This is a genomic window from Paracoccus ravus (assembly GCF_004522175.1).
In the GTDB taxonomy this organism is placed as follows: domain Bacteria; phylum Pseudomonadota; class Alphaproteobacteria; order Rhodobacterales; family Rhodobacteraceae; genus Paracoccus; species Paracoccus ravus.
Map to the genome: position 1 here is coordinate 116,099 of NZ_SDEB01000011.1, position 12,874 is coordinate 128,972.

Consider the following 12,874-nt stretch of genomic DNA (forward strand, 5'->3'; position numbering starts at 1 on the left):
CCGGCCTATTCCTTGTGCATGTCGGGTTCCTGACCCAAGACCCTGCGGGCCGCGGCAAGGCCGGTATCGACCTGGCCAAGGATGGATTTCCCCTTGACGAGCGACAAAGGCGATGCGTCATCGGTCGCGCGCGCAAGGCTGCGGCCATTGGCCTGCAATGCCGCGATCTGCGGATCGGCATGCTTCGTCTCGTCAGGATCCGCTGCTTCTGGCGAAACCGATCTCGATCTGGCGAGGATATATTTGGACTGCTCTTCGCGCGGCAGGCTTCCGACATTGCCCAGATGCCTGTCGTAATGCCTTGCCGCCTCGGCCAGCCGACCATTCGCCATCGCGGCCCTGGCCGCGAGCAGATCCGCGTCTGTGCTGCTTTCGTCAGGAAAAAGCCGAAGCGGCGCGCCTGCCGCTTCGGCCTCGTCGATGAACTTCAGAAGCTGCTGCTGACGTTCGAGATGCGATGGAGAACCGCTGGTCAGATGTTCCGACAAGGCATGTTTGGCCTTTTCGACTTCGCCCGAATACAGCATCTCCAAGGCCTCGCCGAGAATGATCTCGTCACGCAGAAACGGCGTGCTGGGGCTGCCCGCTGCCAGATCATTCCGCATCGCCCGATATTCCGCGGCAGCCGCCCGGTGCAGACCGGCTTTGCCCAGCCGCCGCGCCAGATCGTGGCGGCTCACCAGCCATTGGCTGCTGTCGCGCAGCCCGGCCTCGAGATCGCGCATCAGCGCGGCATATTCGCCCAGATTGACCGCGCCGGAATCGACGGATCTGCCAAGTTTCATCAAAAGCAGCGGCACGCGCGCGGCGGCCAGTCCCGCCTCTTCCGTGCCCGGATTCTCAAGTATGATGCGGCTCATCACGCGCAGGGCCTCGGGCACCAGGCCCAACTCTTCGGTGATGCCGGCATAGCGCGCGCGCAATTGCAGCGAATAGGCGTCGCTGGTCCAATCCGCCACGCTTTCACGCAGAACGACCTGTATCTGCGGCAGCAGGTCAAGCCCGCCCTCCTGATGCTCCATGACCAGATCTATCAGCTCAAGACGGGCCTGGACCGCAACGATGTCATGGCCCGACATCGCATGCGCGTAGTGATCGAAAGCCGCTTCCCGATCGCCCCGCAGCTCGTCCAGACGCCCGCTCATCAGGCTGAATTGCGCCGAGCCCGAAAGTCCGGGATCCTGGCTCGCATGCCGCCAAAGCACCTCGGCAAGCTCGAGGTCGGGGATCTTGACCGCCGCGTCAAAGAGCGACCGGATGGCGGAACTCGCAATGACGGGGGATTGATCGGTCAGGCTGGAATGCGCCTTGGCAAGGCTTTGGGCTTCGACCGCCGACCCGTTTCGCAAACGTCCAAGGCTTGCCCAGGGTTCGCTGGTTTCGCCCCCTGCCGCCGGCATCCCCTCGGACAGCCGGACCATGCCGCCCAGGGCCGAGACCGCATGGGCCTGCAATTCAAGCATCGCCATTTCTGCGGGCTGCGCCAGATGGCGATATTCAAAAGCCTCTTCGATCGCCATCGCCGCTTCGGGCAGGAACATGCCGCCCAGCAGAATGCGGATATATTCCAGCCGATCGGCAAAACCCGTCCGAGGCGTGGCGCGCGCCGCCTGAAGGAGGGCCGGAAAGGCGTCGGCGGAAATGTCACTCGTGCGCAGCGTGATCTGCTGCGGCGGGTCTGGCCGGGGTGTTTGGGGTGGCGGCGCGGGCGGCGGATCACCTGCTGGTTCGGCGATCTGCGCAACCCGCGGCGGGGCCGTTACGACAGGCGGTTCGGCTTGCGGGACCGGAGCGAGCGTGACGGTTTCGCGGCTGTCCTTGGGATCTGCGACAAATGCTGGCTCGGGCAATTCGGTCTGGATCGCTACCCGCGGCGCGGCAGGGTCGGGCCGAGATACCGTGCCATAGGTCAGACCCACCCCGGATCCCGCTGTTCCCCAATTTGCAATTCGCGGCGTCGCCTGCGAAAAACGAAGGATTTCCGAGGGCGATGGCATCGCCCCTGCCGCGGTGTTCGCAAAACTGCCTGCCCGATACGGCTTTGCTCTAGGGCGCTGCCGCCCAAGTTTCTCGGCCATGCTTTCCGAAAAGCGCAGCAGCGTCTTTCCGGCGGCCGCGCGTTCTGTGAGGCCTAGCGGGGCCGCAAGCAAGGGATTGGGAGAAGCAGGCGCCGCCCAGACAAGGCATGTGGTGGCCATGAAGGCCATGGCGGCTGCCGCGCAGAAGACCGGCCCTAAAACCCCGGCACGCCCTGTTCGTTCCGATTCGATCCAAGTCCCGGGAAATGACTGCAATGAGAAAAACCCAGTTGCGAAAAATATAGGACTGGACTAACTCGGAGGTTGAGTTTGTTCAAGACAATTCTCTAGCTCCGCAGGAGTAGGCCATGGATAATATTGGATATCTGTCGCTGTCGATGGCAGCGATGATGGAACGGGCGACCGATGTGACCGCCAATAATATTGCCAATGCCAATACAGACGGATTTCGCGCGGCAAAGGTCAGCTTCGATCAAATGGTCACCGACTCGGGCGATTGGGATGATCTCTCTGAGATGGCCTATTCGCTGGATCGTGGGACTTATAACGACATGACGGCTGGGCCCGTCCTGTTCACGGGGGGTAATCTGGATCTTGCCTTGCAAGGCGAGGCCTATTTCGCTTTCCGGCGTCAGGACGGAGACATCGCCTTTGGTCGAAACGGCAGCTTCACCCTCACTGCCGAGGGCGATCTTGCCACTGCCGCGGGCGATCTGGTGCTGGATGCCGGGGGAAATGCCGTCAATATCCCGCCCGATGCCGGGTCTCTGGCCATCGCCGGGGACGGCACGATTTCGACCGAGGCCGGGGTGGTGCTGGGTCAGATCGGCGCGTTCAGCGCCCCGGATATCGCGCAATGGCAGCCGCTGGATGGAACGATGTTCGCCCCGCGCGAGGGCAATCCGGCCCTGACCCTGTCGCTGGATGCGACGATTTCGCAAGGCTATGTCGAGAAATCGAATGTCGAGCCGGTGCTTCAGATGACGCAGCTGATCAGCCGTCAGCGCGCTTATGAAAGGGCCATGTCCATGGCTGAAAGCGCCAATGATCTGCGCAGCGAAACCCTGCAGCGCCTTGGCCGCAGCAGTTGAAGAACAAACCTGAGGGGCGGTATTCGAAATGAAAGCACTCGGCACTTCGGCCACGGGCATGCTGGCCCAGCAGCGCAATGTGGACGTGATTGCGAATAATATCGCGAATGCCAATACCACCGGCTTCAAGGCCGGCAGGGCGGTCTTTTCCGATCTGGTCTATCAGACCATGTCGCGCGAGGGCGAAATCACCTCGAATGCCGGCACGATGACACCGGTGGCGATGGATATCGGTCTGGGCGTCAGATCCACGGGCGTCATGCGTTTGGCCGAGCAGGGCGGATTGTCCGAAACGGGCAATGACCTTGATCTGGCCATTGATGGAAAAGGCTTTTTCGTCGTCAATCGGCCCGACGGCACGGTCGCCTATACCCGCGCCGGGAATTTCGGCCGATCGGCCGAGGGCGAGATCGTCACCCATGACGGTTTTCAGCTCGATCCGGGCATCGTCATCCCCGAGGGCACACGCGAAATCTCGATCTCTGCCACGGGTTTCGTCAGCGCCTATGTCGGGAATGAGACCGAAGCCGAGGTTCTGGGCCAGGTGACCTTGGCGACATTCGTCAACGAGGCCGGGCTGAAATCCATCGGAGACAATCTGCTGCTCGAAACCGAGGCTTCGGGCGATCCTATTCTGGGCGTCGCCGGGGATGAGGGCTTCGGCGTGATGATCCAGAGATATGTCGAAGCGTCAAACGTGGACACGGTCGCGCAAATGACCGCCTTGATCATGGCGCAGCGCACCTACGAGATGAATTCCAAGACCATGACCGCGGCCGACCAGATGCTGCAAACGGCCAATCAGATACGGTAGGATTTCATGAAAGCGCTGGTTCGCGCCACAGCCCTCGCAGGTTTCGCTCTGGCGGGTCCCGGTTTTGCCGAAGTCGGATCCATCTTTGACGCATACAGGACCGAGCAACCGTTGCGGCTGGAAGAGCCGGTCGCCAATTTCGTTCAGGACGAGGTCTATGCGGCGATTGCCGCCATGCCCTTGCTGCCTTCGGATGTCGAAATCGCGATCGAGCTGGATGCCGGACCCCAAGCCCACGCCATTCGCCTGGACCGCTTTGCCTTCAACACGCGGTCGGGGCGGTTTTCCGCGCTGGCCGTATCGGGCAGCGGGACTGCCACGGCCATACATGGGCAGGCAAGACTGACCGTTCCGACGCTCATGCCGTCGCGGCGCATCGCGGCGGGGGAAATCATCTCGGAGGCGGATCTCGCCCTGTTCTCGATCCCGCTTTCCGCAGCCAATATCCATGTGCTTCGGCATGGCGAGGATATTCTGGGACGCGAAGCAAAGCGCAATCTGCTGCCCGAGCGGCCGATCGACGCGCAATCCCTGACCGAACCTCGCGCCGTTCGGCGCGGTATGGCGGTGACCATATCGCATCTGGACCGCGGCCTTACGCTTTCCGCCACCGGCAAGGCCCTGCAGGATGGTGCCATCGGAGATGTGATCCGCGTGGTCAACACCCATTCCAGCAAGACCGTCTATGGCGAAATCACCGGAGACGGCAAAGTCAGGACGCTCGCCGTCCCACCCGCAGTTCAATAGGGCCAGAATTCCACGATGCTAAAAACGTTTCTCACACAGGCCCCTGCGATAGCTTGTGTCCTGACCTTGGCAGCTTGCGCGACGCCTCCGGGTCAGAAATATCTGGAGCATCGGGATCCCTCCGTCGGCAATATCGACGTCTCTGTCACGGCGATCCCCGAGGCGACGGCGGTCACCGTTCCCGTCCCGATCCGGCAACCGCAGCCCGCGCCCAAGCGGGCCGAGCGCGCCTCGGTCTGGAACAAGGAGAAGGGCGGCTTTTTTGCGGATTACCGCGCCTCGGATGTCGGCGACATTCTCACCATTTTGATCGCCATTGATGACGAAGCGAAATTGCGCAATGCCTCGGATCGGTCGCGAAGCTCCGAAAACGAGTTCGAGGGGTCCACCGTCTTTGCCGATCCCCCAGCGGAAAAGATCCTCGACCTGTCGTCCAGCAGCAGTTCCAACGGGGAAGGCAGCATAAACCGGCAGGAGAAAATCAACCTGAAGGTCGCCGCCATGGTGATCCAGCGGCTCGCGAATGACAATCTGGTCGTTGCCGGTCGTCAGGAGGTAAAGGTCAACAATGAGTTGCGTGAATTGCGGGTGGCGGGGATCATCCGCCCCTCGGATATCGGCATGGATAACTCGATCCCCTATGACCGGATTGCCGAGGCGCGCATCACCTATGGCGGCAGAGGGCAGCTTTCCCGCGTGCAGCAGCCGCGCTACGGCGAAGATGCTCTTGACGTCATCCTGCCCTATTGAGGGGGGTCGCGCATGGTTAAGGGCGCGCAGTCGCTGCGCAGCAGGCTGAATATTGCATTTCTGGCGCTGGTGATCGGGGTCGCGTTCTTCTTTCTGGGCAAGACCGTCTCGCCTTTGGGGCACGCCGAGCGACTTGACGAGTCCAGCGCTGCGGCTGATCGGCAAGGCATCGATCTGGGGCGTTTCGCGATCAATATTCCCGGCAGAACCAAGCCGCTCGTCGTCGCCGCCGAGGTGATGATCGACGAATCCGCGGCACCGTCGCAGGCGCGGATGCGCGACGGCCTGCAGGGGCTGATACATCAGGTTCTCGCGATGCCGGTGGTCACAGCGGAAGGTTTCAGCACGGAACGTCTCAGGCTCGCGATCCTGTCCATCGCGGAGGAAAACATGCCCTGGATCAAGGATGTGACGCTTGCCGAACTGAACTGATCCATAGCCGTGGCCGCGCTTAGGGATGCGACCCTATTGTCGGCCAATGCGGTATGAGCCTGCGATGGCACCGCTGCAATCAGGAAGGCAAACTTGCCGGTTCTTTCAATTGCGGCAAAGGGACAGGGATTCCCTTCGGCGAGGCGGTTCCCGGCGATACGGACATGGGAGCAGCCCTTGGGGTTGCGTTTGCGCCGTGACAGCGATCGCCGTTCCGTGGAGATCCAACTGGACCGGCGCATCCAGCGTCTGGGCGCGCGCTATCTGCGGCCCGATCAGCACCGGTTGGCAGGATGTCCGCATCCTGCGCGATGTGATCCCGCCTTGGCTCCATTTCCGTTACACTCTGCTTCAGAACGGTCGCGCGCTGCAGCGGGGCGAGGCAAGGCTATCCGATCTCGACTATCTCTCGGAACCGCGGGCACGGGCGATAGCGAGAGGCTGATCCACGAAAGGCTTTGCTCGACGATTGGTTTCGCAAATCCCTTGACCATGGGCGCGCAACGGATCTTGAGCGGGTTTACCGCCGCGCGTCCCGGCCGCCGCAGGGCGTTTGCCCGCCACGGCGTCGGAAAAAGAGCGGCTTGAGCACCCTGAGGTCGAACAGCACACCACCTGTCGCCGCAAGGACCGCCACGCAAAGCAGCACCTTGGAAAAGCTGCCCATCGCCCCCTCGATCTGGAGGGCGTGTATGATCGTGGCCAGGACGACGGCAAATGCCATGGCGTTATGGATCAGGCGCCAGGCCGCATATCGGATGCCGAGGCGCCGGCGCAGCAGGACCAGCAGGGCCGTCGCGACGATCCCCAAGAGCGCCACGACCCCATAGACCGAGAAGGGCGTGGGCGAGGCCAGCAAAAGCGCATCCAGCGTGTCTTCGGGGCTGGTGAGGTAAAGCCCTCCGACATGGAGCAGGGCTAGGATCACGATGGCGGAGCCCGCACGTCGATGCCAAAGCCGCGCGGCGGCGATGCCGATTGCGGGCAGGTATCCGGCGGCCAGCAGCGCCTGGAACAGCATCAGCGACAGGCAGAAGATTCCCGCGAACCCACCAAGGATATAGGCGATGCCGCGATAGGCCAGATATGGGCTTGTCGCAGCAATAAGAATGGGACCAATCGCGATGGCCGAGAGTGCGAACCAGATCGAGGCCGCATAAAGCGGATTTCTCCCCTTGGCGAGGGGCAAGGTCTCAGGCCGATGCCAGGACAAAATCCGCGCGGACCGAGCGGTCTTTGGGGCTTGGCATGACCGGGCGCAGAAACACGGTCTGGAATGCCCCGTCATCATAGGCCAGATGGGCATGGGGCTGGCCGAAATTCGGCACGATCTGCATCATCTCAAGCTGGAAGCTGCCATCGGGGCGGGTCAGGACGCTGCCGTGATTGCGACGGTCACGTTCTCCGCCCAGAGTGGTTGCGGCCCAGATCTGGACGCGGATATTGCCGAGCGCAGCGCCATCCTGGGCCCGGCGAACCGTCCCGAAGACCAGAAAACCCGACCCGAGGCTTTCGACCAGCGGGGCGTTGGGGCGATAATTGTTACTGCCGCCCCGCATCGACGGGGTCGGTGCAATGCCCCGGGCCTGCGCCGGCGATAATAAGGCCATCGGCCCTTGCAACAGCACGGCGCCACCAAGGATGCCAGTGGTCGCCAGAACGTGGCGGCGTGTTCGGAATATGTGGCTCATGCGATCGATCCGTGCGGATTGCTCGGCCCGGCGGAACTGGTCCTGTGCCAGCCGACCTTTCGGAAAGGATACACCATGCCCGAGGCGCCCGGGCGCACAATGCCGTGACAGGGGAAGCCGTTCGGGACAGGGGGCCGCAAGACAGGATCGCCTTGCGATCAAAGCTCACAACCTCATAGCACTCCGCGTCGCGTGCAGGAAGCGCGATCATATGGAACGAAAAGCCGGCCCCTGCCGCAGAGTACCGCTCATCGGCAAGCCCCGCGCGATCTGCGTCCCCGATGAGGACTCGCGCGCTGCCAAAAGCCCGTCGATTGCCCCGGCCACGTCGCGTCGTGCCAATCCTTATACACGTTCCAGCACCAAAATCAGTTCGACAATGATCTCATTCGAGAGAAAACCGGGCTCCACCTCAGTTAACTCCGCAAAATCAGCCTTTGCACGCGCGGATTGATCCGGCTCATCCTGGACAAGAAAGCCGAGAAGGATATTCAGTATCGACGCCGATCATCCCCGTGGTCATCCCCCTGCTCATCCTCGTGCGGCGGCCCGCGAGATCGCAGCATGCATCGCGTCGAGGAAAACGGGGGCCTGGCCATCGCGCCGAAGCAGTCCGGCAAGTTCCGCCACATCGCGCATCCGCAAGATGCGCAGCTGAGCGTCGTCCAGGATCACCCAGCGGCAAGGATGATCGCCAGACAGGAACGCGACACATTCGGCTGCCCTCGCTTTGATCACGCAGGCCTGCCCGATCCTCTTCGGCGTTAATTCCCTCCAATTGCCTTGATAAGTTCATTTTCCTGTTCAAATGTATGATTTCGAGCGGCATTGTCCGCCTGTATCACTCGGCCTATTTCCGTTCCCAGTTCATCCAGCACCGGTTTTCGATAACGAGGTCAGGACATGACGCCACCTTCCCTAGGCGCCGTTGCGATCGGGCGGAATGAAGGCGAGCGGCTGAAGGCCTGCCTGCAGTCGCTGATTCCCCAGTGTGACCGCGTGGTTTACGTGGACAGCGGCTCGTCCGATGAGAGCGTCGCCTATGCCCGTAGCATCGGCGCTCTGGTGGTCGAGCTTGATAGCTCAGTGCCCTTTACCGCGGCACGCGCCCGGAATGCCGGCTTCGCGCGGCTCGTGGACGGCGATGATCCGCCCGAATTCATTCAATTTGTCGATGGAGACTGCCGCGTCGAAGCCGATTGGCTCAGGGTCGGCGCGGCGGCGCTGGCCGAGGATCCCTCACTTGGGCTGGTGACGGGCTGGCGCTCGGAAATCCATCCCGAGGCGACAATCTATAACGCGATGTTCCAAGTGGATTGGCAGCGCCCCGCGGGGCCGATCGACGTTTGCGGGGGCGACATGATGGTGCGCCGCAGGGCCTTTCGCGAGATTGGCGGCTTTGACCCGACAGTCATCGCTGCGGAAGACGACGAATTCTGCCTGCGCCTTGGTGATGCGGGATGGAAGCTAATGCGCCTGCCCGTCACGATGACCTGGCACGATGCCGCGATGAAAAGTTTCGGTCCGTGGTGGCGGCGCACTGTGCGCAATGGCCATGGCTTTGCCCAGGTCGGAGACCTGCATCCGTCCCATTTCCGGCGAGAAAGGCTGCGGGTCTGGATCTATGGGCTGCTCCTGCCGGTGCTGTTCCTGACCGGATTATGGATCGGGTGGTGGCTTTCGGCCCTTGTCGTCCTGCTCTACGGCCTGTCATGGCTGCGCACCGCGCAAGGGCTGAGGCGGCAGGGGCTGAGCAGCGCGATGGCCCTTCATCAGGCGGTCTTCCTCACGATCTCAAAGATACCGAACCTTTTCGGCATGATGACTTATTACCGTCGTCGCCTGACCGGACGGGACATGCATATCATCGAGTATAAATAGGAGCGGAGTTTGGCGGATCTACGTGTCGGAATTCTCGGCGCCGGTTATATTGCCGCGTGGCATGCCGATGCCATCCGGAGGACCAAGGGTCTGCTCCTTGCGGCGGTGTGCGACCGATCCGCCCCTGCGGCCGAGGGCATGGCGGCAGCTTACGGGATCACCGCCTATACCGAGCTAGATGACATGATCGCCAGCGGCACCTGTGATGCGGTGCATATCCTGACGCCGCCACCCCTGCACCATGGCCTCACCCTGCGCTGCCTGCGCGCAGGGCTTCATGTCCTGGTCGAAAAACCCGCCGCCCTGTCGGTGGCCGAACTGGACGACATGGCGGCGGCGGCCGAGGCGGCGGGAAAGAGCCTGGGGATCTGCCATAACTTCCTGGCGCTCCCGTCCTATCGACGGCTGCGCGAGGCGCGCGACGCCGGCCTCCTTGGGGTCGTCTCGAACGCCCAGATCAACTGGTCTCTGCCGCTGCCGCCGCTGCGCTCCGGACCCTACGGTAGCTGGTTGCTCGCGCAGACCCGCAACCTGCTGCTGGAACTGGGGCCGCATCCATTTTCCTTCGCGGTCGATCTGTTCGATGGACTCGAGATCGAACATGTGAGCCTTGGGCAGTGGATCACCCTGCCCGGCGGCGCAGAGCGCCCGCAAAGCTGGCGCATCCTGGCCCGCGCCGGCAAGGTCGATGTGACGATCAACCTGTCGCTCGTGGAAACCGTCGATGATCGATCGGTGATGTTACGCGGCTCGGCCGGTATGGCGCGGCTAGACTATGCTGCGGATACGCTGGTGCTGACGCGCGACAATACGGCAGAGCTTGTCCTGAACCCCCTCTTGAAGGAAATGAGCAAGGCCCGCTCTCATCTCCGTGAGGGCGTCGTCAATGCCTTCCGCCAAGGCCGCTCGCTGAACCAGAACAGCCCCTATGCGCTGAGCTTTCGCAACACGATTGCCGCCTTTTACGACGGGTTGCGTCAGAGCCAACCGGATCCGCGGTTTTCGCCGGGCCATGCGCGCCGGGTGATGCAGGCGATCGAGGACAGCCTGGCCGCGATCCCGTCGATGAGCACTCCCGCCCTGCCCCGCATGGCGGCACGCGCTCCCTCGCCCCGTGTCATGGTCATTGGCGGCACCGGTTTTCTTGGACGAAACCTGACCCGTCGCCTCGTCGCCCGCGGGTTCGACGTTCGGGTTCTGTCGCGTGGACAGGGCGGGCCGTTCGAAGATCTCGCCGAACAGGTCGAGACGGTCGGCGGCTCTTTGCAGGACCATGACCGCCTCGGGGAACTCATGGTCGGGATCGACCATGTTTTCAACCTTGCCCGCTCGCATGACCGGACCTGGGACGAAGCCCTGCGAAACGATGTCGCCACCAGCCTGCGAATATCCCGGGCGGCACGACGCGCCGGTGTCCGGCGCGTGATCTACACAGGAACCATCGCTTCTTACGACATGTCCGACCCGAAAGCCGTCATCACGGAAAAGACGCCCTTTGGCGACATGGCGCAGCGCAATCTCTATGCCCGCTCCAAGGCAGAATGCGAAAGGTGCCTGATCGAGGCCCAGGCAAGCGACGGGGCGGCGGTGGCGATTGCGCGCCCGGGTATCGTGCTGGGCGAGGGCGGACCGTTGCAGCATTGGGGGATCGGACGATGGCACGGACCCGGTGCCGTGCGCCTGTGGGGCGGAGGCGACAATATTCTTCCGTTCGTGCTGGCGGATGACGTCTCGGACGCGCTGATCGCCATGATGGAGACGCCGGGCATTGACGGGGAATCCTTTAACCTTGTCGGCACGCCCTTGTTGACGGGGCGCGACTATTTCGACGAAATAGCGCGGCGTCTCGGCGCAAGACTGAACGTCGCATCCTCGAATTTGACGACGCTCTGGGCCGCCGATCAGATCAAGCAATCCTTGAAGCGACACGTGCTGCGGCGCACCGACGCGCAAGCCAGCACGCTTGCAGATTGGAAATCGCGTGGCCATCTTTCCCGCTTTGACAATACCAAATCCCGCGAGATCCTAGGTTGGAGACCCGAGGCGGACCGAGAAGCCTTCCTGACCCGCGCGATCGACGATATCCGCCTCTTTCTTTGATCTGACATGGGTGCTGCGCTGTGCCTTGCCCGCCTTGAGATCGCGATCCACGGCATATCATCGAGACAAGATAAGCGCCCGGTCAAGGCTCCGCGGACTTACTTCGCAATGCGATGAGGCGGCGAGATGGTATTGGGCGGCTTGGCTGAAGATCGTCTTTGCTAACGCGCGGCGATGGGTCGGAACTCTTTGTTTTTGGCAAAGAAATTTTGGCTTCGGATGCCGCCGTTACTAGGCGTGTCGGTCAAAGCCTCACCGGACTTGCTGTTCGCTTTGGTCGGAAGATCGGCGCTCGCGCCCCGTGGGTCAATCTTGGCAAGCAATCTAGCGGCGTCGAAGGCCGCACACTCGATCAGGACTGCGCGTTGCAAGTCGTGGCCTGACTTGGCCTGAGCACGACTGTGACGGATTCCCAAACGCATCGACAAGCGCCACGATCGTATCCGTGCGGCGTGCCTGCCTTTGACCGCTAGGCCGGCTGCAAGTTCCAAGGCAGAAGTTCGTCGATGCGGTTGATTTTGGGGTTGGCGATATGGGTGAGCACCCATGTCAGCCATGCTTCCGGATCGCTTCTGGGCGGTTTCGATAAGGGTATAGGCGACTACCGCGGCTTTGCCGCCTCCTTCGGATACCGTGAAGAGATAGTTTTTTGCGCCCGAGGGTCACCGGCCTGATTGATCGCTCACAGATGTTGTTGTCCAGCTCCAGCGGGAGTGTCCTGAACTTTGTGTATCCGTGCCGGCCCATGCGGTTTGGGATACTCAAGCGTCGAAGCGCTCGCCGAACATCATGGCGAACTGGTTGCGGGCCGCAAACCATTCCCGGACATTCCGGCCGTCCTTCTCGAAGTTGCAGATGGCCGGATAGATCAGCTTGGTCGCGGCCTCGTCGGTCGGGAAGGAACCCCTCGTCTTGATCGATTTCCGGATCACGCGGTTCAGGCTCTCAATGGCGTTGGTCGTGTGGATGATCTTGCGGATCGCCGGATCGAAGCCGAAGAACGGGATCACTTCCTGCCAAGCCCTGCGCCGGGCCGGGGCGATGGACGCGTATTTCTCCGCCCATTTTTTCTCGAAGGCGTCGAGCTCGAATTCGGCCATATCGGCCGTCGGGGCGCTGTAAATCCGGCACAGATCGGTGGTATGAGGAGGATCAGAAAACAGTCCGGGGGACTGTTTTCCCGACGATTGGCCCTTGCGGTCCTTCCAGGAACAGAAGTTCAGGCTGTGGCGAACCAGGTGCAGTGAGCCAGCGAAGGCGCCATCGGTCCGAGCCCGCTGGCGAACGCAGGTCTGAACCATGGCGTCCGGGAAGGCCGCCGTGATCGCC

Annotated in this window: 13 protein-coding genes and 1 pseudogene; 9 read left to right on the top strand and 5 right to left on the bottom strand. The window is 62.2% G+C overall.

Translation table 11 applies throughout. The features are described 5' to 3' along the window. Nucleotides 1-5 precede the first annotated feature (5 nt). The gene (locus ESZ60_RS11035; RefSeq protein WP_134680636.1) at nt 6-1,919 is read right to left on the bottom strand and encodes a hypothetical protein; all 1,914 of its coding nucleotides are present in this window, start codon (nt 1,917-1,919) and stop codon (nt 6-8) included. Between the two features lie 467 nt (nt 1,920-2,386). Here ESZ60_RS11035 and ESZ60_RS11040 point away from each other — a divergent pair, with 467 nt between their 5' ends. The 6 genes from ESZ60_RS11040 to ESZ60_RS21845 all read left to right on the top strand — a co-directional run bounded on the left by ESZ60_RS11040 (nt 2,387) and on the right by ESZ60_RS21845 (nt 6,318). After that, on the top strand, nt 2,387-3,130 hold the full coding sequence (locus ESZ60_RS11040) for a flagellar hook-basal body complex protein (protein WP_134680637.1): 744 nt from the start codon (nt 2,387-2,389) through the stop codon (nt 3,128-3,130). A gap of 28 nt (nt 3,131-3,158) precedes the next feature. Next, on the top strand, nt 3,159-3,944 hold the full coding sequence (gene flgG / locus ESZ60_RS11045) for a flagellar basal-body rod protein FlgG (RefSeq protein ID WP_134680638.1): 786 nt from the start codon (nt 3,159-3,161) through the stop codon (nt 3,942-3,944). 6 nt (nt 3,945-3,950) lie between these two features. Beyond that, nucleotides 3,951-4,691, top strand: coding sequence for a flagellar basal body P-ring formation chaperone FlgA (gene flgA / locus ESZ60_RS11050; protein ID WP_134680639.1), 741 nt, complete (start codon nt 3,951-3,953; stop codon nt 4,689-4,691). 15 nt (nt 4,692-4,706) lie between these two features. After that, nucleotides 4,707-5,441, top strand: a complete 735-nt coding sequence (locus ESZ60_RS11055; protein ID WP_134680640.1) for a flagellar basal body L-ring protein FlgH — start codon at nt 4,707-4,709, stop codon at nt 5,439-5,441. A gap of 12 nt (nt 5,442-5,453) precedes the next feature. Next, nucleotides 5,454-5,873: a hypothetical protein gene (locus tag ESZ60_RS11060; RefSeq protein ID WP_134680641.1), complete on the top strand. Its 420-nt coding sequence runs from the start codon at nt 5,454-5,456 to the stop codon at nt 5,871-5,873. A 64-nt stretch (nt 5,874-5,937) separates the two neighbouring features. Further along, nucleotides 5,938-6,318 carry a DUF3016 domain-containing protein gene (locus tag ESZ60_RS21845; protein WP_425331318.1) on the top strand — a complete coding sequence of 127 codons (381 nt, stop codon included), beginning with the start codon at nt 5,938-5,940 and terminating at the stop codon, nt 6,316-6,318. A 75-nt stretch (nt 6,319-6,393) separates the two neighbouring features. Here the strand turns inward: ESZ60_RS21845 and ESZ60_RS11070 are convergent, their stop codons facing one another. Further along, complete coding sequence (locus tag ESZ60_RS11070; protein WP_245155664.1) at nt 6,394-7,062, bottom strand: ferric reductase-like transmembrane domain-containing protein; 669 nt, start codon at nt 7,060-7,062, stop codon at nt 6,394-6,396. Nucleotides 7,063-7,066: 4 nt separating this feature from the next. After that, on the bottom strand, nt 7,067-7,564 hold the full coding sequence (locus ESZ60_RS11075) for a peptidase associated/transthyretin-like domain-containing protein (RefSeq protein WP_134680643.1): 498 nt from the start codon (nt 7,562-7,564) through the stop codon (nt 7,067-7,069). A 564-nt stretch (nt 7,565-8,128) separates the two neighbouring features. Here ESZ60_RS11075 and ESZ60_RS11080 point away from each other — a divergent pair. The 3 genes from ESZ60_RS11080 (at nt 8,129) to ESZ60_RS11090 (ending at nt 11,545) form a co-directional block, all read left to right on the top strand. Beyond that, nucleotides 8,129-8,332 carry a hypothetical protein gene (locus tag ESZ60_RS11080; RefSeq protein WP_134680644.1) on the top strand — a complete coding sequence of 68 codons (204 nt, stop codon included), beginning with the start codon at nt 8,129-8,131 and terminating at the stop codon, nt 8,330-8,332. A 135-nt stretch (nt 8,333-8,467) separates the two neighbouring features. After that, entirely contained in the window at nt 8,468-9,445 is a 978-nt protein-coding gene (locus ESZ60_RS11085) for a glycosyltransferase family 2 protein (protein ID WP_134680645.1), read from the top strand. A gap of 9 nt (nt 9,446-9,454) precedes the next feature. Continuing rightward, entirely contained in the window at nt 9,455-11,545 is a 2,091-nt protein-coding gene (locus tag ESZ60_RS11090) for an NAD-dependent epimerase/dehydratase family protein (protein ID WP_134680646.1), read from the top strand. Nucleotides 11,546-12,014: 469 nt separating this feature from the next. Here ESZ60_RS11090 and ESZ60_RS11095 read toward each other — a convergent pair. Together ESZ60_RS11095 and ESZ60_RS11100 are read right to left on the bottom strand one after the other, a co-directional pair. Next, nucleotides 12,015-12,253: pseudogene (locus tag ESZ60_RS11095) on the bottom strand (transposase domain-containing protein); the annotation flags it as partial. Between the two features lie 53 nt (nt 12,254-12,306). Further along, on the bottom strand, nt 12,307-12,874 hold a 568-nt coding region (locus tag ESZ60_RS11100; protein ID WP_134680647.1), incomplete at its 5' end, for a transposase.